This is a genomic window from Pseudomonas sp. DL (assembly GCF_047199225.1).
Lineage (GTDB): Bacteria > Pseudomonadota > Gammaproteobacteria > Pseudomonadales > Pseudomonadaceae > Pseudomonas > Pseudomonas aeruginosa.
In genome coordinates, this window is the sequence record NZ_CP178323.1 from 6,276,704 (window position 1) to 6,300,755 (window position 24,052).

Consider the following 24,052-nt stretch of genomic DNA (forward strand, 5'->3'; position numbering starts at 1 on the left):
CCCGCGCCCGCCGCCGACCTTATCCATGGGCGACATGACCGCATCCGTTTCCGACGCTCCGGGCCGCGTCCCAGCAGGCAGGTCGCGATAAGCATGTAAATGTCGCTGGCAGGTAAATGAGCGGCCACGGCGATGCGCACAATCCGCCCCATCAGGCCATCGTTCGGCCCCGTGCGCACGGAGAGATCATCATGTCGAGCAACTTCCTCAATCCGGTCACCACCCAGACCTGGGCCAACGGCCGGCACCTCGTGCGCTGCGTCAAGGTCATCCAGGAAACCTGGGACGTGCGCACCTTCTGCTTCATGGCCGACCAGCCGATCCTGTTCTTCTTCAAGCCGGGCCAGTTCGTCACCCTGGAGCTGGAGATCGACGGCGAGCCGGTGATGCGCTCCTACACCATCTCCAGCTCGCCCTCGGTGCCCTACAGCTTCTCCATCACCATCAAGCGGGTGCCGGGCGGGCGGGTTTCCAACTGGCTGCACGACAACCTCAAGGAAGGCCAGGAGCTACCGGTGCACGGTCCGGTCGGCCTGTTCAACGCCATCGACTTCCCGGCCGACAAGGTGCTGTTCCTCTCCGGCGGGGTCGGCATCACCCCGGTGATGTCCATGGCGCGCTGGTTCTTCGACACCAACGCCAACGTCGACATGGTCTTCGTCCACAGCGCCCGTTCGCCGAAGGACATCATCTACCACCGCGAGCTGGAGCACATGGCCTCGCGGATCGACAACTTCAGCCTGCACATCATCTGCGAGCGCCACGGCCTCGGCGAAGCCTGGGCCGGCTACCGTGGCTACCTGAACCTGCACATGCTGGAACTGATCGCCCCGGACTTCCTCGAGCGGGAAATCTTCTGCTGCGGCCCGACGCCCTATATGAGCGCGGTGAAGCACCTGCTGCAGGGCCACGGCTACGACATGAGCCGCTACCACGAGGAAGCTTTCGGGCCGACTCCGCCGGAGGTCCGCGCCGACGTCAGGGAACTGGCCGCGGAAGCCGCCGAGGCGCCGGAGGTACCGGTCGCCGACCAGCACCAGGTGGAATTCACCGCCACCGGCAAGAGCATCCGCGTCAGCCCCGGGGAAACCGTGCACGCCGCCGCCGCCAAGCTCGGCCTGCACATTCCGAAGGCCTGCGGGATGGGCATATGCGGCACCTGCAAGGTAATGAAGACCGCCGGCGAGGTGGAGATGGAGCACAACGGCGGGATCACCGACGAGGATGTCGCCGAAGGCTACATCCTCTCCTGCTGCAGCGTGCCCAAGGGCGACGTGGTCATCGACTACTGAGGGCGCGAGGGAAACGCCAGGCGCTCCCAGTAGCGCCGCCGCGGCAGTTCCTCGGCCGGCAGCCAGCGTCCGGCGCAGGCCTGCAGCGGCTCGGCGGGAGCCTTCAGCAGCGAGTCCAGGGCCAGCACGTAGCGCCCCGTCCCCGCGCAGCGGAAGCACAGGTCGTCGTCGAAGCTGTCGAAGCACGGGTACTCGCCGAGGTCGTCGCGGTAGCGACGCAACGTCCGCTCTTGCACGTCGAGCAGCAGCAGGCGCCACTGGTCCCGTTCCAGGTCGCTTTCCTCGTAGCGCTGGACGTGCCGGGTCAGCGCCAGGTAGCGACCGTCCGCCGACCAGATCATTGGCGCCGCCAGGTTGCCCAAGCCGATGCCCGACGCGGTCAGCAGGTAGCCGTCGCGGCTGAACCCGGCGCGCACGTCCTCGTCGCGGTGCATGCCCTCGTAGTGGAAACCGAAGCCCCAGGCGGCGTCCTCCGCGCCCACCGACGGCAAGACGAAGTCGCCGTCGCTCCAGGGCCGTGGCGCTGCGTCCAGCCAGCGCGACGTGGGGCACAGCCGCCAGGCCGTGCCATCGAACGCCACCCGCGCCTGCTCGTAGTAATGCCGCCAGTCGTCGTGGAAGCGGCCGAATGCGTGCCAGGCGCCGGGCTCGGGCAAGCCTTCGTCGAAGCGGCGCAACAGGCCGGGGTCGCCTTCGCCCGGCCCGCCCGGCGGCTGGTAGGCGTTGCGGCCGAGCAGGTGGAGCAAATGCACCTGGCCATCGATGAAACCTTGCAGGTGTAGATCGGCCAGCGGCTCGGCGAGCCACTCCAGGCGCCGCTCCCGGCTATCGAGTATGGCCAGGCGCTGCGGCAGGGTCGGCGCCTCGGCGAAGGCCACCACGGCCAGGTAGCGACCGCAATCGGACACGCGGTGGTCGAGCGTCCACTCGCCATCCAGGCGCCAGTCGCCCAGGCGCAAGGCATAGGCGCCGCGCTCCGCCTCCTGATCGTCGCGCAACCACTCCCAGACGGCCCGGCTGCCATCGGCCAGCGGTGCGCTCTGCAACAGGCATCCCGGCCTGCCGGCCGCGCCATCCAGGGGCAGCAACAGGTCCAGGCGCGGCATGTCGGCCTCGCGCCAGCGCGGCCGGTCGTCCGCATCGCGAGCGTGCAGAAGGTAGAGGCTGGAATGGCTGTACGAACCCAGCGTGCCGTAGCGTTCGTAGGTCAGGCAGGGTTGCGCCAGGTCCAGGCCGAAACGCAGCCAGCCATCCTCCAGCCCGAGCAGTTCGGGCCCGCCGGCATGGGGCTCGGCGGGCAACGCCGACCACGGCGCGCCCAGCGCACGCAGACCGCCGTCCTCTCGCCAAAGCCAGTAGGCATCCTGCCCCAGCGGCTCGCCTGCTGCCTGCAGCGCCAGCGCCCGGCCGTCATCGTTCCAAGCCAATGGCGGCGCTTCACGGGACAGGTAGAGGCCGCTGGCCTCGTCGTTTATCCACAGCTCGCCGCGGTTGGCGCGCAGCGGCGCGAAAGGATCGTCCAGGGCCAGCAGGCTGTCCGGCAGCCAGGGGCGGATTTCCAGCGCGGGTCCGCCAAGCGGGGACGGTAGCGGTTGCGCGCGCAGATCCCCGCTCCAGCGCTGCCATTCGCTCTCGGGCAGCCAGAGGTCGCCGATGGCAACGAAGGCCTCGGCCTCGCTGCCGGCCTTGAGCGCCTGCAGCTCGAGGCGCTGCGGTGCGTTGGACGTCAGCGGGCTGTGCCGGCCGATCACCTCGCGCTCGGTGACGCTGTCCAGCTCCCAGAAGTTGTCCACGGCACAGCGGTAGAGCAACCGCTCCTGCCGGTCGAAGATCGCCAGGCCCCACGCGCCTCGGCTCGGTATCGGCGAAACGAAGTGGCGGCCATCGCTGGAAAAGCGTGCCGAAGGATTGCAGTCGGGGATGAAACAGCCGTCGGGCATCAGGTAGTGGCATACCAGCGGGCCGCCCATGGCGATCTCGCCGCCGTCGAACAGGCGGATCGGCTCGCCCTCGGGGGTTCGCTCGGGCGCTTCGCCGCCCCAGGCGCTACCTCCCGCCGGCAGCGGTACGTCCAGCGCCTGCGGAGCCTGGCGCTCCAGGCGCAGGCCACGCTCGAAACGGATCTGCAGCAGCACGCCGCCGATCACCGCCAGCAAGCCACCGCCCAGTCCCAGCCAGAAGCCCGGCAGTGCCTGGCCCAGGGCGATGCCGCCACCCAGAACCCAGAAGAACAGCGCCTGTTGCAGGCGATACGGCACCTTGCCGCGCCAACGATCCATGGCCCACTCGGCGCCCAGCAGCAGCGCCCAACCCAGCGCTACCAGCGGCAACGGCAGGAGGACGCCAAGGGCCACCAGCACGGCGATCCAGGCGATCTCGCCGAGGCCTTCGAGCAACAAGCGGCCGAGCGGCTTGTCTGACATCCGATCATCCATGATCCATCCCACTTTCCTGGCAAAAGCCAAGGGTAATCAAGGCTCCGGCCAACCACCAGAGCCACGGCGAAGCTGACCTTCTCATACTGGAAAACACCAGGGCGCCAAGGTTGTCCACATTCGGACTGGAATTCCATACAGGTGTTCCTTCGCCGCCTGGATGTCCGCCATGTGTTCACTCAAGCATTTGAAATAAAAGATAAATTCTACAAATTCAAGTGCATTTCAGGGCCGGCTACTCAGCCCGTCCCTGCCTCCGGGAAGCCCTTTCCAGGCTAGGTTGATCACAGACTTATCCACAAGTTGTGCAATCCATCGCCTCCTCTATGTCCTGCGGGTCCAGAAACAACATACCGACAATACCTCCTCCGTGGCGCGAGGGCTCCGCAAGCCCATCCGGCTTTCCTTCCGGGTAAATCGCACTTCGCCGCACGCTCGGCCTGGCCGCACTCTCCTGCTCATTTAACGATCAATACGCCAGAGACCCCGCCGTACGGCCCCCCCAAGCGTGAGCGAACAACTTTTCCACAGGGCTTTACACTTCCCGTGGGGAAAAACAAAAAAATATTCACAGAATGAAGAAAAATCTCTGCTTTCTCAGGCAGTCCGGCTCTTCCCATGCGCACCGATCGTTTATTGATCAATCCACCGCAGGCTTAGCCCTATGCGGCTTCTGGCGCTATCCATACAGGTTGTCCACAAGACTTTCCAGGCCTTTTGTGGGCAACCCTGCATTTATACACAAGCTCCCTAAAGCAAGCCCGCCACCTGTTGACAGAACATCCGGTCAATTCTTGAGCAATTCCCTGAAAGGCTCGCCCCACCGGGCTCTCCGCACTCTATAAACAGGCTCTTCACATCGACCTCAACAGGAATTGGGGGAAATTCCCCTCGGCGATTGCTTCCATTGTCCCAGCGACTTCGGAACGGAAGAATTTAGTCTTTTTCCTCAAGCCGTTACGTCCGCGCAGGGTGTTTTCGACTTTTGCGCCCACTTCGCTCCCCGTCTTTTCTATCCACAGGCTTGCATGGGCCCGGAGGGGACAATATCCGTCACCGTTTCGTCAGCGCGTTTCACCCGAACCGTCATCCTCTGTTCACAAACGGCTGTTTTCGCTCAAAAACCGACCAGCCTCCGGAGAGCCCGGCGAGGCGCTGCCCGGAAGCGACTGCGAACACGTTATTCACATTCGGTTCCACAGTGTTTGTGGATTGGACAGGTTATCCCGCCACTGGAGTGGAGCCGCGTGGATAAAGGCTTTCGGCGTCTCGGGCGGAGACAGGAAGGACGTTCCAGGGAGCACTTTTGCATAGCTCCCGAACAGTTAGCCCACAGAGTTATCCACAGGATTTGAGGAAAGAGCGGCCGCCCCGCGCCATGGGGGCGACCGAGAGCGGACTCAGGCGCCCATCACCAGGCGGATGTCCCGCGCCAGTTCGCGGACCCGCTCGATATCGGTATCCCAGGAACACATGAAACGCGCGCCACCTTCACCGATGAAGGTGTAGAAGCGCCAGCCGCGCGCGCGCAAGGCTTCGATCGCCGGCTCGGAAAGCTGTAGGAACACGCCGTTGGCTTCTACCGGGAACATCAGGCTGACGCCGGGAACGTCGGCCACCAGCTCGGCCAGCAGGCGCGCGCAGCGGTTGGCGTGATCGGCGTAGCGCAGCCAGGCATCGTCCTGCAGTACGCCGACCCAGGGCGCGGCGAGGAAGCGCATCTTCGAGGCCAGTTGGCCGGCCTGCTTGCAGCGGTAGTCGAAGTCCTCGGCCAGGTCGCGGTTGAAGAACAGGATCGCCTCGCCCACCGCCATGCCGTTCTTGGTGCCGCCGAAGCAGAGCACGTCGACCCCGGCCTTCCAGCTCAGCTCCGCCGGCGAGCAGCCGAGGAAGGCGCAGGCGTTGGAGAAGCGCGCGCCGTCCATGTGCAGGTGCAGGCCGAGCTCCTTGCAGGTGGCGCTGATCGCCTTCAACTCGTCCGGGCGGTACACCGTACCGACCTCGGTGGCCTGGGTGAGAGTCACCACGCGCGGCTTCGGATAGTGGATATCCTGGCGCTTGAGAGCGATGTCGCGGATCGACGCCGGGGTCAGCTTGCCGACCTCGGTCTGCGCCAGCAGCAGCTTGGAGCCATTGGAGAAGAACTCCGGCGCGCCGCACTCGTCGGTCTCGACGTGGGCGGTCTCCGAGCAGATCACGCTGTGGTAGCTCTGGCACAGCGCAGCCAGGGCCAGGGAGTTGGCGGCGGTGCCGTTGAAGGCGAAGAACACTTCGCAATCGGTCTCGAACAACTGGCGGAAGTAGTCCGAAGCACGCGCGGTCCACTGGTCGTCGCCATAGGCGCGTTCGTGGCCGCGGTTGGCTTCGGCCATCGCCGCCCAGGCTTCGGGGCAGATGCCGGAATAGTTGTCGCTGGCGAACTGTTGGGTGTGATCGGTCATGTGGGCCTCTGGAACGGTTGCCGAGCCCTTGTGGGGCTCCATGCGGTCGTGCCGGCACGGGTACGTGCCGGCACAGTCTGTCAGGGTAGCTTGGTCAGCTTCATCTGCTCGACGAACGGCACCAGCACCTGGCGCATCGCCGTGGCGCTGCCGCCATTGGGCGTGTCGCGGGTGCTGAGGGTCAGTACGTAGCGGTTCTTGATCACTCCGCTGAGGGTCGAGACGCCCTCCTCGCCCTTGGCCGGGACCATCACTCCCAGCGGGTCGCCCATCCGCGTGGTATCGATCAGCGGCAGGTAGTCCTCGCCGCCGAAGCGCTCGGCGGTGCCGTTCTTAAGGGCGGTCTCGCGGGTCTTGTGGAGCAGGGTCAGGTTGGTCTGGGTCATCTCGCGCAGCTTGTCCTGCGCCGCCCGATAGGCCACCGCGTCGCCCTCGGTCGGCGGCGCCGGCAGGCCGGTGTCGGTGAGGACGATCTCCAGGCGCTTGCTGCCGTCGGCAGCGCCGAAGACCACGGTGGCGTCGTTGTAGCCGCACTGGCGGGAGAGGAAGTCGTAGCCGAACAGTGGCTTGCCGGCCGGCGGCAAGGCCACTTCGAGTTCATGGCCGGTGCAGGAATCGGCCGGCAGCGCAGGCGCGGCGGCCTGCTTTTCATCGCCGCCCCCGCACCCTTGCAGGGATGCGCCGAGCAGCACGGCGGAAAGGAAGATCAGCGGGCGTTTCATGGTGTTCTCGCAGGACGAAGAGCACGCAGTTTAGCGCCAGCCCGGGGCGTTCCGCATCGGTTGCCGATTCCCACCGCCATGTCGCAAACGCACCTCCCCGTGGCGTGCATAGGCATCTGGGCCGGCAGGGCCGGTCATACCATCGCTGGCAAAGGGACCGCGTGTCCCGTTGCAGCCATTCCGGCGCGGTTCCGGCGCCGCAGGGAGACCCAGCGATGTTCAGCAAGCATGACCAGATCCGCGGCTACGACGACGAACTGCTCGCCGCGATGGACGCCGAAGAGGCCCGCCAGGAAGACCATCTCGAACTGATCGCCTCGGAGAACTACACCAGCAAGCGGGTCATGCAGGCGCAGGGCAGCGGCCTGACCAACAAGTATGCCGAGGGCTATCCGGGCAAGCGCTACTACGGCGGCTGCGAACACGTCGACAAGGTCGAGCAGTTGGCCATCGACCGCGCCAGGCAACTGTTCGGCGCCGACTACGCCAACGTCCAGCCGCATTCCGGTTCCTCGGCCAACGCCGCGGTGTACCTGGCGCTGCTCAACGCCGGCGACACCATCCTCGGCATGAGCCTGGCCCACGGCGGCCATCTCACCCACGGCGCCAAGGTGTCCTCCTCCGGCAAGCTGTACAACGCCGTGCAGTACGGCCTGGACACCGCTACCGGGCTGATCGACTACGACGAAGTCGAGCGCCTGGCCGTGGAGCATAAGCCGAAGATGATCGTCGCCGGCTTCTCCGCCTACTCCAAGACCCTCGACTTCCCGCGCTTCCGCGCCATCGCCGACAAGGTCGGCGCCTACCTGTTCGTCGACATGGCCCACGTCGCCGGCCTGGTCGCCGCCGGCCTCTACCCGAACCCGATCCCCTTCGCCGACGTGGTCACCACCACCACCCACAAGACCCTGCGCGGCCCGCGCGGCGGCCTGATCCTGGCGCGCGCCAACGAGGAGATCGAGAAGAAGCTCAACTCCGCGGTATTCCCCGGCGCCCAGGGCGGCCCGCTGATGCACGTGATCGCGGCCAAGGCGGTGTGCTTCAAGGAAGCGCTGGAGCCGGGCTTCAAGGACTACCAGGCGCAGGTGATCCGCAACGCCAAGGCGATGGCCGAGGTGTTCATCGGGCGCGGCTACGACGTGGTTTCCGGCGGCACCGACAACCACCTGATGCTGATCAGCCTGGTGCGCCAGGGCCTGACCGGCAAGGAAGCCGACGCCGCCCTCGGCCGGGTCGGCATCACGGTGAACAAGAACGCCGTGCCGAACGATCCGCAGAGCCCGTTCGTCACCTCCGGCATCCGCATCGGCACCCCGGCCATCACCACCCGCGGGCTGCAGGAAGCGCAGAGCCGCGAACTGGCCGGCTGGATCTGCGACATCCTCGACCACCTCGGCGATGCCGACGTGGAAGCCAAGGTCGCCACCCAGGTCGCCGGTCTCTGCGCGGACTTCCCGGTCTATCGCTGAGCCCCCCGAAGACGGTCGGGGAGCCCGACGCGCCCCGGCCCAACCCTCTCCGCGGGAGAGGGAGCAACAGTTCAGGAGCATCCACATGCAACGCTACTCCGGCTTCGGCCTGTTAAAGCATTCACTGAGCCATCACGAGAACTGGCAACGCATGTGGCGCACGCCCACGCCGAAGCCGGTCTACGACGTGGTCATCGTCGGCGGCGGCGGGCACGGCCTGGCCACCGCCTACTACCTGGCCAAGGAACACGGCATCAGCAACGTGGCGGTAGTCGAGAAAGGTTGGCTGGGCGGCGGCAACACCGCGCGCAACACCACCATCGTGCGCTCCAACTACCTGTGGGACGAGTCCGCGCTGCTCTACGAACACGCGATGAAGCTGTGGGAGGGCCTGTCCCAGGACCTCAACTACAACGTGATGTTCTCCCAGCGCGGGGTCTACAACCTCTGCCACACCCTCCAGGACATGCGCGACGGCGAGCGCCGGGTCAGCGCCAACCGCCTCAACGGCGTCGACGGCGAACTGTTGAACGCGCAGCAGGTGGCGGAGGAGATTCCCTACCTGGACTGCAGCAAGAACACCCGCTACCCGATCATGGGCGCGACCATCCAGCGTCGCGGCGGCGTCGCCCGCCATGATGCGGTGGCCTGGGGCTTCGCCCGCGCCGCCGATGCCCTCGGCGTGGACCTGATCCAGCAGACCGAAGTCACCGGCTTCCGCAAGCAGGACGGCGCGGTGATCGGCGTCGAGACCAACCGCGGCTTCATCGGCGCGCGCCGTGTCGGCGTGGTCACCGCCGGCAACTCCGGGCACATGGCCAGGCTCGCCGGCTTCCGCCTGCCGCTGGAGTCGCACCCGTTGCAGGCGCTGGTCTCCGAGCCGCTGAAGCCGATCATCGACAGCGTGATCATGTCCAACGCCGTGCATGGCTACATCAGCCAGTCGGACAAGGGCGACCTGGTCATCGGCGCCGGCATCGACGGCTACAACGGCTACGGCCAGCGCGGCTCTTACCCGGTGATCGAGCACACCCTGCAAGCCATCGTCGAGATGTTCCCGGTGCTCTCGCGGGTACGCATGAACCGCCAGTGGGGCGGCATCGTCGACACCACCCCGGACGCCTGCCCGATCATCGGCAAGACTCCGGTGCAGAACCTGTTCTTCAACTGCGGCTGGGGCACCGGCGGCTTCAAGGCCACTCCCGGCTCCGGAAACGTCTTCGCCGCCACCCTGGCCAAGGGCGAACCGCATCCGCTGGCCGCGCCCTTCTCCATCGAACGCTTCCACAGCGGTGCGCTGATCGACGAGCACGGCGCGGCGGCAGTGGCGCACTGACAAAAGCCGCCCGAAGGGCGAAATCCGCTGCCCCTCGCCCTTCAGGGAGAGGGTGCCGGTCAACCGGCAAGAACAGTTTCCGGAGGCTACAAAATGCTGAATATCTTCTGCCCCCACTGCGGCGAACTGCGTTCCGAAGAGGAATTCCACGCCAAGGGTCAGGCCCACATCCCGCGCCCGCTCGACCCGAACGCCTGCAGCGACGAGGAATGGGGCGACTACATGTTCTTCCGCGACAACCCGCGCGGCCTCCATCACGAGCTGTGGGTGCACGCCGCCGGCTGCCGCAAGTACTTCAACGTCACCCGCCATACGGTGACCTACGAGATCCTCGAGACCTACCTGATCGGCGAGCAGCCCAGCGTCGTCGCCGACGGTGAGAAGAAACCCGCCGTACAAGGGGAACCGGCATGAGCCAGATCAATCGCCTGTCCAGCGGCGGCCGCATCGACCGCAACCGCCCGCTGACCTTCAGCTTCAACGGCCAGCACTACCAGGGCTATGCCGGCGACACCCTGGCCGCCGCGCTGCTGGCCAACGGCGTCGACATCGTCGGCCGCAGCTTCAAGTACTCGCGGGCGCGCGGCATCGTCGCCGCCGGCGCCGAGGAGCCCAACGCGATCCTGCAGATCGGCTCCCGCGAAGCCACCCAGATCCCCAACGTACGCGCCACCCAGCAGGCGCTCTACGGCGGCCTGGTGGCCACCAGTACCAACGGCTGGCCGAACGTGCAGAACGACCTGATGGGAATCTTCGGCAAGGTCGGCGGCAAGCTGATGCCGCCCGGTTTCTACTACAAGACCTTCATGTACCCGCAGTCGATGTGGATGACCTACGAGAAGTACATCCGCAAGGCCGCCGGCCTGGGCCGCGCGCCGACCGAGGTCGATCCGGACAGCTATGACTGGATGAACCACCACTGCGACGTGCTGGTGGTCGGCGCCGGCCCGGCCGGCCTGGCCGCCGCCCTCGCCGCCGCCCGCAGCGGCGCGCGGGTGATCCTCGCCGACGAGCAGGAAGAGTTCGGCGGCAGCCTGCTGGACACCCGCGAGACCCTCGACGGCAAGCCCGCCGCCGAGTGGGTCGCGGACGCCGTGGCCGAGCTGCAAGGCCTGCCGGAAGTCATCCTGCTACCGCGCTCCACGGTCAACGGCTACCACGACCACAACTTCCTCACCATCCACGAGCGGCGCACCGACCACCTCGGCGAGGTCGCCCCGCTCGGCCAGGTCCGCCAGCGTGTGCACCGCGTGCGCGCCAAGCGCGTGGTACTGGCCGCCGGCGCCCATGAGCGGCCGCTGGTCTACGGCAACAACGACCTGCCCGGCAACATGCTCGCCGGCGCGGTTTCCACCTATGTACGGCGCTACGGCGTGGCACCGGGCAAGAAACTGGTGCTGGCCACCAACAACGACTACGCCTACCGCGTCGCCCTCGACTGGCAGGAAGCCGGCCTGCAAGTGGTGGCCATCGCCGACGCCCGGGCCAATCCGCGCGGCGAGTGGGTCGAGGAAGCACGCCAACGCGGTATGCGGGTGATCACCGGCAGTTCGGTGATCGAGGCTCGCGGCGGCAAGCGGGTCAGCGGCGCCAAGGTCGCCCGGATCGACCTGCAGGCCATGCGCGCCAGCGGCGGCGAATGGCTGGACTGCGACCTGATCGCCAGCTCCGGCGGCTACAGCCCGGTCGTGCACCTGGCCTCGCACCTGGGCGGCAAGCCGGAATGGCGCGAGGAAATCCTCGCCTTCGTCCCCGGCGACGGCCTGCAGAAACGCATCTGCGCCGGCGCCGTGAACGGCGTGTTCGGGCTCGCCGAGGTGCTCGCCGACGGCTACCAGGCCGGGAGCCGCGCCGCCCTCGACGCCGGCTACAAGACCGCCGCCGGCAGCCTGCCGAAGGTCCAGCCGCGCCGCGAGGAAGCACCCGTCGCGCTGTTCCAGGTGCCCCACGAAAAGCCCACGGCGCGCGCGCCGAAGCAGTTCGTCGATCCGCAGAACGACGTCACCGCCGCCGCCATCGAACTGGCCTGCCGCGAGGGCTTCGAGTCCATCGAGCACGTCAAGCGCTACACCGCGCTGGGCTTCGGCACCGACCAGGGCAAGCTGGGCAACATCAACGGCCTGGCGATCGCCGCGCGGGCCCAGGGCAAGAGCATCGCCGACACCGGCACCACCATGTTCCGTCCGAACTACACCCCGGTGACCTTCGGCGCCGTCGCCGGCCGCCACTGCGGGCACCTGTTCGAACCGGTGCGCTTCACCGCCCTGCACGCCTGGCACGTGAAGAACGGCGCCGAGTTCGAAGACGTCGGCCAGTGGAAGCGGCCGTGGTACTTCCCGCGCCGCGGCGAGGACATGCACGCCGCCGTGGTCCGCGAATGCCGCGCGGTGCGCGAGGCGGTCGGCCTGCTCGACGCCTCGACCCTGGGCAAGATCGACATCCAGGGCCCGGACGCGCGGGAGTTCCTCAACCGGGTCTACACCAACGCCTGGACCAAGCTCGACGTCGGCAAGGCGCGCTACGGCCTGATGTGCAAGGAAGACGGGATGGTCTTCGACGACGGCGTGACCGCCTGCCTGGCCGACAACCACTTCGTCATGACCACCACCACCGGCGGCGCCGCCCGCGTACTGGAGTGGCTGGAGCTGTACCACCAGACCGAATGGCCGGAGCTGAAGGTGTACTTCACCTCGGTCACCGACCACTACGCGACCCTCACCCTGTCCGGCCCGAACAGCCGCAAGCTGCTCGCCGAAGTCACCGACATCGACCTGGACAAGGATGCCTTCCCCTTCATGACCTGGAAGGAAGGCAAGGTCGCCGGGGTGCCGGCGCGGGTGTTCCGCATCTCCTTCACCGGCGAGCTGAGCTACGAGGTGAACGTCCAGGCCGACTACGCCATGGGCGTGCTCGAAGCGCTCGCCGAGCACGGCGCGAAGTACGGCCTGACGCCCTACGGCACCGAGACCATGCACGTCCTGCGCGCCGAGAAGGGCTTCATCATCGTCGGCCAGGACACCGATGCCTCGGTCACCCCGGACGATCTCAACATGGGCTGGGCGGTGGGCCGCAGCAAGCCGTTCTCCTGGATCGGCTGGCGCGGCATGAACCGCGCCGACTGCCTGCGCGAGGATCGCAAGCAACTGGTCGGACTCAGGCCGAGCAACCCGCAGGAGGTACTGCCCGAAGGCGCGCAACTGGTGTTCGACACCCAGCAGGCGATCCCGATGAAGATGGTCGGCCACGTCACCTCCAGCTACATGAGCGCCAGTCTCGGCCACGGCTTCGCCCTGGCGGTGGTGAAAGGCGGCCTCAAGCGCATGGGCCAGAAGGTCTACGCGCCGCTGGCGGACGGCCGCTTCATCGAGGCGGAGATCTGCTCCTCGGTGTTCTACGACCCCAAAGGGGAGCGGCAGAACGTGGATTGACCGGAGAGGGATGCGCTCCTCTCCCCGGCCCTCTTCCCGAAGGGAGAAGGCAGACAGGCTACCAGGGCGCGCGGCGCCCCAAGGTGAAAACGAATGAGCAAGGCAAACGTCTACCAGCAACGCCCCGAACCCGGCGTCCACGCCGAATCGCCGCTGCACCATGCCGAGCTGCACAAGCTCGCCGGCAAGACCGCCGCGAAGGCCGGTATCGTCCTGCGCGAGAAGAAGCTGCTCGGCCACCTGGTGCTGCGCGGCGATGCCGCCGACCCGGCCTTCGCCGCCGCCGTGCACCAGGCCCTCGGCCTGGAACTGCCGGTGGCCCTGACCCTGGTCGCCAGCGGCGAGACCTCGCTGCAATGGCTGGCCCCGGACGAATGGTTGCTGATCGTCCCCGGCGGCGAGGAATATGCCGTCGAACAGCGCCTGCGCCAGGCCCTGGGCGAGGAGCTGCACTACGCGGTGGTCAACGTCAGCGGCGGGCAGACACTGCTCGAACTGAGCGGAGCGAACGTCCGCGAACTGCTGATGAAATCCACCAGCTACGACGTGCATCCGAGCAACTTCCCGGTGGGCAAGGCGGTCGGCAGCATCTTCGCCAAGTCGCAATGCGTGATCCGCCATACCGGCGAGGACACCTGGGAGCTGGTCGTGCGCCGCAGCTTCGCCGACTACTTCTGGCTCTGGTTGCAGGACGCCAGCGCCGAATACGGCCTGCAGGTAGCGGCATGAGCAGCCTTCCCCTCTCCCCGAGAGGGGATACCGGACCCGGAGCCTCGCGATGAGCCGTACCCCCGACACCTGGATCCTCACCGCCGACAGTCCCAGCCTGCTGGGCACCGTCGACGTGGTGACGCGCTACCTCTTCGAGCAGCGCTGCTACGTCACCGAGCACCACTCGTTCGACGACCGCCTGGCGCAACGCTTCTTCATCCGCGTGGAGTTCCGCGCCGGCGACGGCTTCGACGAAGCCTCCTTCCGCGCCGGACTGGCCGAACGGGTGGCACCGTTCGGCATGCGTACCGAGCTGACCGCGCCGGGCTACCGCAGCCAGGTGGCGATCATGGTTTCCAAGGCCGACCACTGCCTGAACGACCTGCTCTACCGCCAGCGCATCGGCCAGTTGCCGATGGACGTGGTGGCGGTGATTTCCAATCACCCGGACCTGGAGCCGCTGGCGCGCTGGCACGGCATTCCCTACCACCACTTCCCGCTCGACCCGAACGACAAGCCGGCCCAGGAAGCCAGGGTCTGGCAGGTGCTCGAAGAGAGTGGCGCCGAGCTGGTGATCCTCGCTCGCTACATGCAGGTGCTGTCGCCGGAACTGTGCCGGCGCCTGGACGGCTGGGCGATCAACATCCATCACTCCCTGCTGCCCGGCTTCAAGGGCGCCAAGCCGTACCACCAGGCCTACCAGAAGGGCGTGAAGCTGGTCGGCGCCACCGCCCACTACATCAACAACGACCTCGACGAAGGGCCGATCATCGCCCAGGGCGTCGAGACGGTCGACCACGCCCACTACCCCGAGGACCTGATCGCCAAGGGCCGCGACATCGAGTGCCTGACCCTGGCGCGGGCGGTGGGCTACCACATCGAGCGGAGGGTATTCCTCAACGCCAATCGGACCGTGGTGCTGTAAGCGCGCCCTCTCTTCCCAACCCTCGCTGAAGGAAGAGGGCCAGGGAGAGGGGCGCTTCCCACGGCCTCGCGTCCCGAGCAACACCGACAGCCCGCCGGCTGCCAGCATTCTCCGGCCCTGTCGCGCAACAGACGACTTTCCAGTGCAAAGCCGCGCGGCCGTGGACGCCGCGCATTTGTACCCACAACGACAAAGAGGAAACGCGTATGTCTGGCAATCGTGGTGTGGTCTATCTCGGCCCGGGCAAGGTCGAGGTGCAGAACATTCCCTATCCGAAGATGCAGGACCCGCAGGGCCGGCAGATCGACCACGGGGTGATCCTGCGGGTGGTCTCCACCAACATCTGCGGCTCCGACCAGCACATGGTGCGCGGCCGTACCACCGCGCCGGAAGGCCTGGTGCTGGGCCACGAGATCACCGGCGAGGTGGTGGAGATCGGGCGTGGCGTGGAAACCATGAAGATCGGCGACCTGGTCTCGGTACCGTTCAACGTCGCCTGCGGCCACTGCCGTACCTGCAAGGAACAGCACACCGGCGTCTGCCTGACGGTCAATCCGGCGCGTGCCGGCGGCGCCTACGGCTACGTCGACATGGGTGGCTGGGTCGGCGGCCAGGCCGAATACGTGCTGGTGCCCTACGCCGACTTCAACCTGCTGAAACTGCCCAACCGCGAAGCGGCGATGGAGAAGATCCGCGACCTGACCTGCCTTTCGGACATCCTCCCCACCGGCTACCACGGCGCGGTCACCGCCGGCGTCGGCCCGGGCAGCACGGTCTACATCGCCGGCGCCGGTCCGGTCGGCCTGGCCGCGGCGGCCTCGGCACGCCTGCTCGGCGCGGCGGTGGTGATCGTCGGCGACGTCAACCCGACCCGCCTGGCCCACGCCAAGAAACAGGGCTTCGAGATCGCCGACCTGTCCAAGGACACCCCGCTGCACGAACAGATCGCCGCTCTGCTGGGCGAGCCGGAGGTCGACTGCGCGGTCGATGCGGTCGGTTTCGAGGCGCGCGGCCACGGCCATTCGGGCTCGCAGCAGGAAGCCCCGGCCACCGTGCTCAACTCGCTGATGGGCATCACCCGGGTCGCCGGCAAGATCGGCATTCCCGGCCTGTACGTCACCGAAGACCCGGGCGCGGTGGACGCGGCCGCCAAGCACGGCGCCCTGAGCATCCGCTTCGGCCTGGGCTGGGCCAAGTCGCACAGCTTCCATACCGGCCAGACCCCGGTGATGAAGTACAACCGCCAGCTGATGCAGGCGATCATGTGGGACCGGATCAAGATCGCCGACATCGTCGGGGTGGAAGTCATCACCCTCGACGATGCGCCGAAAGGCTATGGCGAGTTCGACGCCGGGGTGCCGAAGAAATTCGTCATCGACCCACACAACCTGTTCCGCGCGGCCTGAACCTCCGGCAACAACCGACGCGGCCCACGGGCCGCGTCGTCGTTGGCGCTATCCGGGGGAACTGCCGGCGATAAAATGGATCGGTGATACTGCTGCCATCCATTCGCCTCCCGGAGACCGCCATGAACACCGATAGCCCGATCAACCGCGTCGAACAGGTACAGGTCGACGACCTGGCCTGCTGGCGCATCCACACCGCCCATGGCGAGGCGCTGATCGCCCAGCAGGGCGCGCAACTGCTCAGCTACCAGCCCCACGAACAGCCGCCGCTGGTCTGGCTCAGCGACGAGGCCGGCTACCGGCGCGGGCAGTCGGTACGCGGCGGGGTGCCGGTGTGCTGGCCGTGGTTCGGTCCGCTGGAGCGCAACCCGCAGGAAGTCCGCGGCCAGGTGGAAGATGGCCTGAAGGCGCCCGCCCACGGGCTGGTCCGGGCAGTCGACTGGGAAATCGACGACATCGCCGAGGAGGACGGCGACCTCTGCGTCAGCTTCCGCCTCGACGCCCCCGATGGCCTCCCCGGCTGGCCGCACCCGGCGGCGCTGCGCATGCTGTTCCGCTTCGGCGAGCGCCTGACCCTGCGACTCACCAGCGAGAACCTCGGCAGCAAGCCGCTGGTGCTCAGCCAGGCACTGCACACCTACTTCGCGGTCAGCGACAGCCGCGAGATCGCCATCGAGGGCCTGGAAGGCGCGCGCTACATCGAGACCCTGGAGAACTGGGAAGAACGCACTCAGCACGGCGCGGTACGGGTCAAGGGCGAACTGGACCGCATCTACCTCGGTCTCGAACGCGACCTGCTGATCAAGGACCCGCGCTGGGAACGCAGCATCCACCTGCACGCCCTCGACTCGCGCTCGGCGGTGGTCTGGAACCCCTGGGTGGACAAGTCCCGGCGTCTCTCGCAGTTCGCCGACGACGCCTGGCAGCAGATGCTCTGCATCGAGACCGGGCGGGTCTGGGACGACCTCATGGTGGTCGCCCCCGGGCGCAGCGAAAGCTTTGGCGTGCAGATCTGGAGCGAGCCGCTGAAACGACCCTGAGCGGGTCGGCGAGCGGACGGGGCGGCTCGCATCGTCCGCCATGGACCGTTGCGCAGGTGCCGGCCCTACAGGTCCGCTTCCTCCACCACCTTCACCCGCGCCTTGTCGATGGCGTAGGCGGCATCGGCCAGGTCATTGCTCACCTGCTCGATCTTCAACGTGCCGCTGACCCACAGCGGGGTGTAGATATCGGTCAGCTTCAGCCCCTGTGGATAATGCACCAGGACGATCTGGTTCGGCGGCGGCGGCGGCACGTGGATGCAGGCGCCCGGATAGGGCACCAGGAAGAATTCGGTGACGCGGCCCTTGGCGTCGTTCTCCAGCGGCACCGGGTAGCCGCCGAGGCGGATCGCCTTGCCATCCAGGCTGGCGACGGTCTTGGCCGAATACATCACCGCCGGCATCTTTCGGTCCGACTGCTTCAGGCCCCCCTTGCTGGTGAAGGTGCCGGCGGCCTCCGGGGTGTCGTGGATGATGTCGGGCATTTCTTCCAGCGCCTTGCGGTCAGCCGGCGGCATCAGTTCCAGCCAGTCGGTCTCGGGCAGTTCGGCGTGGGCCAGGGGTGAGGACAACAGGGCGAGCAGCAACAGGCGGGCGAACGGGAAGCGGCGCATGATGGCGGGAATACCGGCGAAGTGAGGAAACGCCGGCCCCCGCGGGGGCCGGCCAGAGCCATCAATTCTTCTTGATCAGGCCGTAAATGACCAGCAGTACGACGGCGCCGACCACCGCGCCGATGAAACCGGCCGCCTGACCGGCCTGGTAGAAGCCGATCGCCTGGCCGCCGTAGGTGGCCAGCAGCGAACCGCCGATGCCGAGCAGGATGGTCATGATCCAGCCCATGCTGTCGTCACCTGGCTTCAGAAAGCGTGCAACGAGACCAACGATCAGTCCGACGATGATGGTTCCGATTAATCCCATGACAGTCCCTCCTTACGGGTGTATGCGCATGTATTGCGCCTGCCATGGGACAGTGTAGAAAAGCCTTGGGTTCAGTGCCGCCCGCCAACCCAAGGATGGGCGGACGGCAATCGCTCACGCCTCGATCAGCGCCTCGACCTCGGCGATGCGCGCCTGCAGCGTCGCCCGGTCGGCACAGCGCAGGGTGGCGTGGCCAACCTTGCGGCCGTTCTTGAAGGCCTTGCCGTAGTGATGCAGGTGGCAATCGGCGACGGCGACCACCTGATCCACCGGGGGCACCGCGCCGATGAAATTGAGCATCGCGCTCTCGCCGACCTTGGCGGTCGAGCCCAGCGGCAGGCCGGCAACGGCGCGCAGGTGGTTCTCGAACTGGCTGCACTCGGCGCCTTCGATGGTCCAGTGCCCGGAGTTGTGCACGCGCGGGGCGATCTCGTTGGCCTTCAGGCCGCCGTCCACCTCGAAGAACTCGAAGGCCAGCACGCCGACGTAGTCGAGCCGGGCCAGCACGCGGCCGACGTAGTCCTCGGCCAGCGCCTGCAATGGATGCGCGCTGCTGGCCACGGAGAGCTTGAGGATGCCGCTGTCGTGGGTGTTGTGCACCAGCGGGTAGAAACGCGTCTCGCCATCGCGGGCACGCACCGCCACCAGCGAGACTTCCCCGGTGAACGGCACGAAGCCCTCGAGGATGCACGGCACGCTGCCCAGTTCGGCGAACGCGCCCTGCACGTCGGCCGGCTGGCGCAGGACCTTCTGGCCCTTGCCGTCGTAGCCCAGGGTGCGGGTCTTGAGCACCGCCGGCAGGCCGATGGCGGCTGCGGCGGCATCGAGGTCGGCCTGGGACTGGACGTCGGCGAAGTCCGGAGTGGGAATGCCGAGGTCCTTGAACATCGACTTCTCGAACCAGCGGTCGCGGGCGATGCGCAGCGACTCGGCGTTCGGGTAGACCGGCACGAACTGGGAGAGGAAGGCCACGGTTTCCGCCGGCACGCTCTCGAACTCGAAGGTCACCAGGTCGACCTCGTCGGCCAGTTGCCGCAGGTGCTCCTGGTCGCCGTAGTCGGCGCGGATGTGCTCGCCCAGGGAGGCCGCGCAGGCGTCCGGCGCCGGGTCGAGGAAAGCGAAGTTCATGCCCAGCGGGGTTCCCGCCAGGGCCAGCATGCGGCCCAGCTGGCCGCCACCGATGACACCGATTTTCATGGTTCGAGCCTTACCTTCTCAGAGCCTGTCTCACGCATCGCGCGGGTCGGGATTGTCCAGCACGGTTTCGGTCTGGTTGGCGCGGAACTGCTTCAGCGCCTCGTGGTACTGCGGGTGCTTGGCGCCGAGGATGCTCGCCGAGAGCAGCGCCGCGTTGACCGCGCCGGCCTTGCCGATGGCCAGGGTGGCGACCGGTACGCCGGCGGGCATCTGCACGATGGAGAGCAGCGAGTCGACACCCGACAGCATCGACGACTGTACCGGCACGCCGAGTACCGGCAGGTGGGTCTTGGCCGCGCACATGCCCGGCAGGTGGGCGGCGCCGCCAGCGCCGGCGATGATCACTTCGAGGCCGCGGCCTTCGGCTTCCTCGGCGTACTGGAAGAGCAGGTCCGGGGTGCGGTGGGCGGAAACCACCTTCACTTCGTAGGGGATGCCCAGCTTGTCCAGCATGTCCGCGGTGTGACTGAGGGTGCTCCAGTCCGATTTGGAACCCATGATCACGCCAACCAGTGCGCTCATCGTCGTGCCTCTCTCAAATGCGCCGTCCGGCGCGTCAGAAACCAACAAGCCACGCTTCGTCGAGGGGCGTGGCTTGTACTGGGCCGAGCCGGCGGGCAGTGCCGGTTCGAAGGCGGCGCAGTATACCGCAAAGGCAGGCCGGGCGCGCGCCGGGGGCTACCGTCCGTCCCGTTTTTTCGCGCCATGGCGGGAAACTTGCCGCAACTCAATGCGCGCCTGCCACGAGCGGCCAGACTGGTTGTCGCGGCGCGCTCCGAGGGAGCGGCGGCCGCGCCGGTTCCGCAGCCTGTCGCGGTGCCCGTCAAAGGCGCCGCGACAGGCGCTCAGCCCCGTCCAAGGAGATGACCATGACCCTGCCACAGACCATGAAAGCCGCGGTCGTGCACGCCTACGGCGCGCCGCTGCGGATCGAGGAAGTCAAGGTTCCGCTGCCCGGCCCCGGGCAGGTACTGGTGAAGATCGAAGCCTCCGGCGTCTGCCACACCGACCTGCATGCCGCCGAGGGCGACTGGCCGGTGAAGCCGCCGTTGCCGTTCATTCCCGGTCACGAAGGCGTCGGCTACGTCGCCGCGGTGGGCAGCGGAGTGACCCGAGTGAAGGAAGGCGACCGGGTCGGCATCCCCTGGCTGTACACCGCCTGCGGCTGCTGCGAGCACTGCCTGACCGGCTGGGAGACCCTCTGCGAGAGCCAGCAGAACACCGGCTACTCGGTGAACGGCGGCTATGCCGAATACGTATTGGCCGACCCGAACTACGTCGGAATTCTGCCGAAAAACGTCGAATTCGCTGAAATCGCGCCGATCCTCTGCGCCGGCGTCACCGTCTACAAGGGGCTCAAGCAGACCAACGCGCGCCCCGGCCAGTGGGTGGCGATCTCCGGCATCGGCGGCCTCGGCCACGTCGCCGTGCAGTACGCCAGGGCCATGGGCCTGCACGTCGCCGCCATCGACATCGACGACGCCAAGCTGGAACTGGCGCGCAAGCTCGGTGCCAGCCTGACGGTCAACGCCCGGCAGGAAGACCCGGTGGAGGTGCTCCAGCGCTACATCGGCGGCGCCCACGGGGTGCTGGTCACCGCGGTATCCAATAGCGCCTTCGGCCAGGCCATCGGCATGGCGCGCCGCGGCGGCACCATCGCCCTGGTCGGCCTGCCGCCGGGTGACTTCCCGACGCCGATCTTCGACGTGGTGCTCAAGGGCCTGCACATCGCCGGCTCCATCGTCGGCACCCGCGCGGACCTTCAGGAAGCCCTCGACTTTGCCGGCGAAGGCCTGGTCAAGGCGACCATCCATCCGGGCAAGCTGGACGACATCAACCAGATCCTCGACCAGATGCGCGCCGGGCAGATCGAGGGGCGCATCGTCCTCGAGATGTGACCTGCGGGGCGGCGTCCCGGCGCCGCCCTTGCCTGTCTACTCGACGCTGCCCAGCCCGCCTTCCAGCTTGCGCCAGAGCAGGCGGATCGCCGCCTTGCGTACCAGCGCGCAGCGGTACAGGCGGATTTCCTGCGGCACGAACCATTGCGGCCCGCCACAGATCGCCAGCTCACCGCGCTCCAGTTCGTTGACCACGCTCAGCCGTGGCACCCAGGCCACGCCCATGCCTTGCAGCGCCATGCTCTTCAGGCTGTCGGCCATCGCCGTCTCGTAGACCGTGGTGTAGCGCAGGTTGCGCTGGCGCAGCAGCAGGTTGACCCCGCGGCCGAGGAAGGCGCTGGCGCTGTAGGCGAGCAGCGGCACGCTCTGGCCGTTCTCCAGGTCGAACAGCGGCTGGCCCTCGGCGTTCACCGCGCAAACCGGCAGCATCTCGGTGCGCCCCAGGTGCAGCGAGGGGAAGATCTCCGGGTCCATCTGCAACGCGGCGTCAGGGTCGTAGAACGCCAGCATCAGGTCGCAGCTACCCTCGCGCAGGGAATGCACCGCCTCGCCGACGTTGGTGGCGATCAGCCGGCTGGCGATGTTCAGCCCCTCGTTGCGCAGCCGCGCGATCCACTGCGGGAAGAAGCCCAGCGCCAGCGAGTGGGCGGCGGCGAACTGCAGCACCTCGCCCTGCCCGCCTTCCAGGTGGTGCAGGTGGCGCACCACCTGGCCGAGCTGCTCGACCACGCTGCGCGCGGTGACCAGGAACAGCTGCCCGGCCTCGGTCAGTTCCACCGGCGTGCGCTGGCGATTCACCAGGGTCAGGCCGAGGGCGTCCTCCAGGCTGCGAATGCGCCGGCTGAAGGCCGGCTGGGTGACGAAGCGTTTCTCCGCCGCCTGGGAAAAGCTGCGGGTGCCGGCCAGGGCGATGAAATCCTCCAGCCACTTCAGTTCGAGGTTCACGACGGGAAAGGCTCCGGTAATGCGATGACACGTCCGCCATCATACCAGCGTCACATCCAACATTATGCCGTTTGTGCATGAGGCAGCGTTTAACAGCATTGGCCACGAAATCGTCACATCCTTAGTCTAGTGGGCATCGCGGCACTGGCCGTGTCCCTCTGAGACAAATCCCGTCATGTCCCCCGTTGCATCTTCCCGTATCGAGAAAGACCTGCTCGGCACCCTCGAAGTGCCCGCTGACGCCTACTACGGCATCCAGACCCTGCGCGCCGTGAACAACTTCCGCCTCTCCGGGGTGCCGCTGTCGCACTACCCGAAGCTGGTCGTTGCCCTGGCCATGGTCAAGCAGGCCGCCGCCGACGCCAACCGTCAGCTCGGCCATCTCCCGGAAGACAAGCACGCCGCCATCAGCGAGGCCTGCGCCCGCCTGATCCGCGGCGATTTCCACGAGCAGTTCGTGGTGGACATGATCCAGGGCGGCGCCGGCACCTCCACCAACATGAACGCGAACGAAGTGATCGCGAACATCGCGCTGGAAGCCATGGGCCACACCAAGGGTGAGTACAAGTACCTGCACCCGAACAACGATGTGAACATGGCGCAGTCGACCAACGACGCCTACCCGACCGCCATCCGCCTGGGCCTGCTGCTCGGCCACGACACCCTGCTGGCCAGCCTCGACAGCCTGATCCAGGCCTTCGCCGCCAAGGGCGTCGAATTCGCCGGCGTACTGAAGATGGGCCGCACCCAGTTGCAGGACGCCGTGCCGATGACCCTCGGCCAGGAATTCCACGCTTTCGCCACCACCCTCGGCGAAGACCTCGACCGCCTGCGTCGCCTGGCGCCGGAGCTGCTCACCGAAGTGAACCTCGGTGGCACCGCCATCGGCACCGGCATCAACGCCGACCCCGGCTACCAGAAGCTCGCCGTCGAGCGCCTGGCCGCCATCAGCGGGCAGCCGCTGAAGCCGGCCGCCGACCTGATCGAAGCCACCTCCGACATGGGCGCCTTCGTGCTGTTCTCCGGCATGCTCAAGCGCACTGCGGTCAAGCTGTCGAAGATCTGCAACGACCTGCGCCTGCTCTCCAGCGGCCCGCGCACCGGCATCAACGAGATCAACCTGCCGCCGCGCCAGCCGGGCAGTTCGATCATGCCGGGCAAGGTCAACCCGGTGATCCCGGAAGCGGTCAACCAGGTCGCCTTCGAAGTGATCGGCAACGACCTCGCCCTGACCCTGGCGGCCGAAGGCGGCCAGTTGCAACTGAACGTGATGGAGCCGCTGATCGCCTACAAGATCTTCGACTCGATCCGCCTGCTGCAACGCGCCATGGACATGCTCCGCGAGCACTGCATCACCGGCATCACCGCCAACGTCGAGCGCTGCCACGAACTGGTCGAGCACAGCATCGGTCTGGTCACCGCGCTGAACCCGTACATCGGCTACGAGAACTCCACGCGGATCGCCAAGACCGCCCTGGAGAGCGGCCGCGGCGTCCTGGAACTGGTACGCGAGGAAAAGCTGCTGGACGAAGCCACCCTGGCCGACATCCTGCTGCCGGAAAACATGATCGCGCCGCGCCTGATTCCGCTGCGCGCCTGATCCGATACGAGATCGAGCGCGCCCAGGTCCGGCTGTCGACGCAGCCGGGCCGCAGCGCAGCCGATCGAAGAAGGCTCACCGGTAGAGGGGGAGTACTACCCCCTCGACCTTTAGGGATGGATACCCTTCATCCCTTCTTTTATACCCGGCGCCCCGGCCCAGCCGCGGCGCCACGCTCACCGGTCGAGAGGGATACCAACTTTCCCTCTCTACACTCTGAGGGACACGGCGACCTGCGGTGTCCCTTCTTTTTTTCACCGCTCAAGACGGCCCGCAGATCTTCCCC

At 67.1% G+C, this 24,052-nt stretch carries 19 protein-coding genes; 11 read left to right on the forward strand and 8 right to left on the reverse strand.

Going from position 1 to position 24,052, the window contains the following annotated elements:
* Positions 1 to 191 precede the first annotated feature (191 nt).
* The gene (gene gbcB, locus ACI766_RS29265; protein ID WP_003161131.1) at positions 192 to 1,292 is read left to right on the forward strand and encodes a glycine-betaine demethylase subunit GbcB; all 1,101 of its coding nucleotides are present in this window, start codon (positions 192 to 194) and stop codon (positions 1,290 to 1,292) included.
* Here gbcB and ACI766_RS29270 read toward each other — a convergent pair.
* The 3 genes from ACI766_RS29270 to ACI766_RS29280 form a co-directional block, all read right to left on the reverse strand.
* A complete protein-coding gene (locus tag ACI766_RS29270) occupies positions 1,286 to 3,715 on the reverse strand; it encodes a ferredoxin (protein WP_087823949.1) in 2,430 nt (809 codons plus the stop codon). The genes gbcB and ACI766_RS29270 overlap by 7 nt on opposite strands.
* Positions 3,716 to 5,127: 1,412 nt before the next feature.
* Positions 5,128 to 6,168 (reverse strand): low specificity L-threonine aldolase, encoded by a 1,041-nt coding sequence (locus ACI766_RS29275; RefSeq protein ID WP_003105702.1) that lies wholly within the window; start codon positions 6,166 to 6,168, stop codon positions 5,128 to 5,130.
* 80 nt (positions 6,169 to 6,248) lie between these two features.
* Entirely contained in the window at positions 6,249 to 6,890 is a 642-nt protein-coding gene (locus ACI766_RS29280; RefSeq protein ID WP_003114452.1) for a hypothetical protein, read from the reverse strand.
* Positions 6,891 to 7,105: 215 nt separating this feature from the next.
* On the opposite strand from ACI766_RS29280, the gene glyA reads away from it, so the two are divergent.
* The 8 genes from glyA to ACI766_RS29320 all read left to right on the forward strand — a co-directional run bounded on the left by glyA (position 7,106) and on the right by ACI766_RS29320 (position 17,205).
* On the forward strand, positions 7,106 to 8,359 hold the full coding sequence (gene glyA, locus ACI766_RS29285) for a serine hydroxymethyltransferase (protein ID WP_010792442.1): 1,254 nt from the start codon (positions 7,106 to 7,108) through the stop codon (positions 8,357 to 8,359).
* An 85-nt stretch (positions 8,360 to 8,444) separates the two neighbouring features.
* A complete protein-coding gene (locus ACI766_RS29290) occupies positions 8,445 to 9,695 on the forward strand; it encodes a sarcosine oxidase subunit beta (protein WP_003096779.1) in 1,251 nt (416 codons plus the stop codon).
* A 93-nt stretch (positions 9,696 to 9,788) separates the two neighbouring features.
* A complete protein-coding gene (locus ACI766_RS29295) occupies positions 9,789 to 10,109 on the forward strand; it encodes a sarcosine oxidase subunit delta (protein ID WP_003096781.1) in 321 nt (106 codons plus the stop codon).
* The gene (locus ACI766_RS29300; protein WP_023104820.1) at positions 10,106 to 13,123 is read left to right on the forward strand and encodes a sarcosine oxidase subunit alpha; all 3,018 of its coding nucleotides are present in this window, start codon (positions 10,106 to 10,108) and stop codon (positions 13,121 to 13,123) included. Before ACI766_RS29295 ends, ACI766_RS29300 begins: the two co-directional genes overlap by 4 nt.
* 93 nt (positions 13,124 to 13,216) lie before the next feature.
* A complete protein-coding gene (soxG, locus tag ACI766_RS29305; RefSeq protein ID WP_003096784.1) occupies positions 13,217 to 13,852 on the forward strand; it encodes a sarcosine oxidase subunit gamma family protein in 636 nt (211 codons plus the stop codon).
* 49 nt (positions 13,853 to 13,901) lie between these two features.
* Positions 13,902 to 14,759, forward strand: coding sequence for a formyltetrahydrofolate deformylase (locus ACI766_RS29310; RefSeq protein ID WP_003096786.1), 858 nt, complete (start codon positions 13,902 to 13,904; stop codon positions 14,757 to 14,759).
* Positions 14,760 to 14,965: 206 nt separating this feature from the next.
* On the forward strand, positions 14,966 to 16,165 hold the full coding sequence (fdhA, locus tag ACI766_RS29315) for a formaldehyde dehydrogenase, glutathione-independent (protein ID WP_003096788.1): 1,200 nt from the start codon (positions 14,966 to 14,968) through the stop codon (positions 16,163 to 16,165).
* 83 nt (positions 16,166 to 16,248) lie between these two features.
* Positions 16,249 to 17,205 (forward strand): D-hexose-6-phosphate mutarotase, encoded by a 957-nt coding sequence (locus ACI766_RS29320; RefSeq protein ID WP_003122353.1) that lies wholly within the window; start codon positions 16,249 to 16,251, stop codon positions 17,203 to 17,205.
* A 65-nt stretch (positions 17,206 to 17,270) separates the two neighbouring features.
* On the opposite strand, the gene ACI766_RS29325 is transcribed toward ACI766_RS29320, so the two are convergent.
* The 4 genes from ACI766_RS29325 to purE form a co-directional block, all read right to left on the reverse strand.
* Positions 17,271 to 17,819, reverse strand: coding sequence for a DUF3299 domain-containing protein (locus ACI766_RS29325; protein ID WP_003106310.1), 549 nt, complete (start codon positions 17,817 to 17,819; stop codon positions 17,271 to 17,273).
* A gap of 61 nt (positions 17,820 to 17,880) precedes the next feature.
* Positions 17,881 to 18,126, reverse strand: a complete 246-nt coding sequence (locus tag ACI766_RS29330) for a GlsB/YeaQ/YmgE family stress response membrane protein (RefSeq protein ID WP_003096795.1) — start codon at positions 18,124 to 18,126, stop codon at positions 17,881 to 17,883.
* A gap of 114 nt (positions 18,127 to 18,240) precedes the next feature.
* Positions 18,241 to 19,323, reverse strand: coding sequence for a 5-(carboxyamino)imidazole ribonucleotide synthase (locus ACI766_RS29335; RefSeq protein WP_021263192.1), 1,083 nt, complete (start codon positions 19,321 to 19,323; stop codon positions 18,241 to 18,243).
* A 30-nt stretch (positions 19,324 to 19,353) separates the two neighbouring features.
* Entirely contained in the window at positions 19,354 to 19,845 is a 492-nt protein-coding gene (gene purE, locus ACI766_RS29340) for a 5-(carboxyamino)imidazole ribonucleotide mutase (RefSeq protein ID WP_003106314.1), read from the reverse strand.
* Between the two features lie 347 nt (positions 19,846 to 20,192).
* Between purE and adhP the strand changes: the two genes are divergently transcribed.
* Positions 20,193 to 21,221, forward strand: a complete 1,029-nt coding sequence (adhP, locus tag ACI766_RS29345; RefSeq protein ID WP_034025878.1) for an alcohol dehydrogenase AdhP — start codon at positions 20,193 to 20,195, stop codon at positions 21,219 to 21,221.
* A 36-nt stretch (positions 21,222 to 21,257) separates the two neighbouring features.
* Here adhP and ACI766_RS29350 read toward each other — a convergent pair whose 3' ends face one another.
* Positions 21,258 to 22,166, reverse strand: coding sequence for a LysR substrate-binding domain-containing protein (locus ACI766_RS29350; protein WP_003096819.1), 909 nt, complete (start codon positions 22,164 to 22,166; stop codon positions 21,258 to 21,260).
* 175 nt (positions 22,167 to 22,341) lie between these two features.
* On the opposite strand from ACI766_RS29350, the gene aspA reads away from it, so the two are divergent.
* A complete protein-coding gene (gene aspA / locus ACI766_RS29355; RefSeq protein ID WP_003096822.1) occupies positions 22,342 to 23,766 on the forward strand; it encodes an aspartate ammonia-lyase in 1,425 nt (474 codons plus the stop codon).
* The last annotated feature ends 286 nt before the right edge of the window (positions 23,767 to 24,052 follow it).

Bases quoted from the DNA above. Each gene is read 5' to 3' on its own strand.
- gbcB (WP_003161131.1), top strand. From the start codon at position 192: ATGTCGAGCAACTTCCTCAATCCGGTCACCACCCAGACCTGGGCCAAC.
- ACI766_RS29270 (WP_087823949.1), bottom strand. From the start codon at position 3,715: ATGTCAGACAAGCCGCTCGGCCGCTTGTTGCTCGAAGGCCTCGGCGAG.
- ACI766_RS29275 (WP_003105702.1), bottom strand. From the start codon at position 6,168: ATGACCGATCACACCCAACAGTTCGCCAGCGACAACTATTCCGGCATC.
- ACI766_RS29280 (WP_003114452.1), bottom strand. From the start codon at position 6,890: ATGAAACGCCCGCTGATCTTCCTTTCCGCCGTGCTGCTCGGCGCATCC.
- glyA (WP_010792442.1), top strand. From the start codon at position 7,106: ATGTTCAGCAAGCATGACCAGATCCGCGGCTACGACGACGAACTGCTC.
- ACI766_RS29290 (WP_003096779.1), top strand. From the start codon at position 8,445: ATGCAACGCTACTCCGGCTTCGGCCTGTTAAAGCATTCACTGAGCCAT.
- ACI766_RS29295 (WP_003096781.1), top strand. From the start codon at position 9,789: ATGCTGAATATCTTCTGCCCCCACTGCGGCGAACTGCGTTCCGAAGAG.
- ACI766_RS29300 (WP_023104820.1), top strand. From the start codon at position 10,106: ATGAGCCAGATCAATCGCCTGTCCAGCGGCGGCCGCATCGACCGCAAC.
- soxG (WP_003096784.1), top strand. From the start codon at position 13,217: ATGAGCAAGGCAAACGTCTACCAGCAACGCCCCGAACCCGGCGTCCAC.
- ACI766_RS29310 (WP_003096786.1), top strand. From the start codon at position 13,902: ATGAGCCGTACCCCCGACACCTGGATCCTCACCGCCGACAGTCCCAGC.
- fdhA (WP_003096788.1), top strand. From the start codon at position 14,966: ATGTCTGGCAATCGTGGTGTGGTCTATCTCGGCCCGGGCAAGGTCGAG.
- ACI766_RS29325 (WP_003106310.1), bottom strand. From the start codon at position 17,819: ATGCGCCGCTTCCCGTTCGCCCGCCTGTTGCTGCTCGCCCTGTTGTCC.
- ACI766_RS29330 (WP_003096795.1), bottom strand. From the start codon at position 18,126: ATGGGATTAATCGGAACCATCATCGTCGGACTGATCGTTGGTCTCGTT.
- ACI766_RS29335 (WP_021263192.1), bottom strand. From the start codon at position 19,323: ATGAAAATCGGTGTCATCGGTGGCGGCCAGCTGGGCCGCATGCTGGCC.
- purE (WP_003106314.1), bottom strand. From the start codon at position 19,845: ATGAGCGCACTGGTTGGCGTGATCATGGGTTCCAAATCGGACTGGAGC.
- adhP (WP_034025878.1), top strand. From the start codon at position 20,193: ATGACCCTGCCACAGACCATGAAAGCCGCGGTCGTGCACGCCTACGGC.
- aspA (WP_003096822.1), top strand. From the start codon at position 22,342: ATGTCCCCCGTTGCATCTTCCCGTATCGAGAAAGACCTGCTCGGCACC.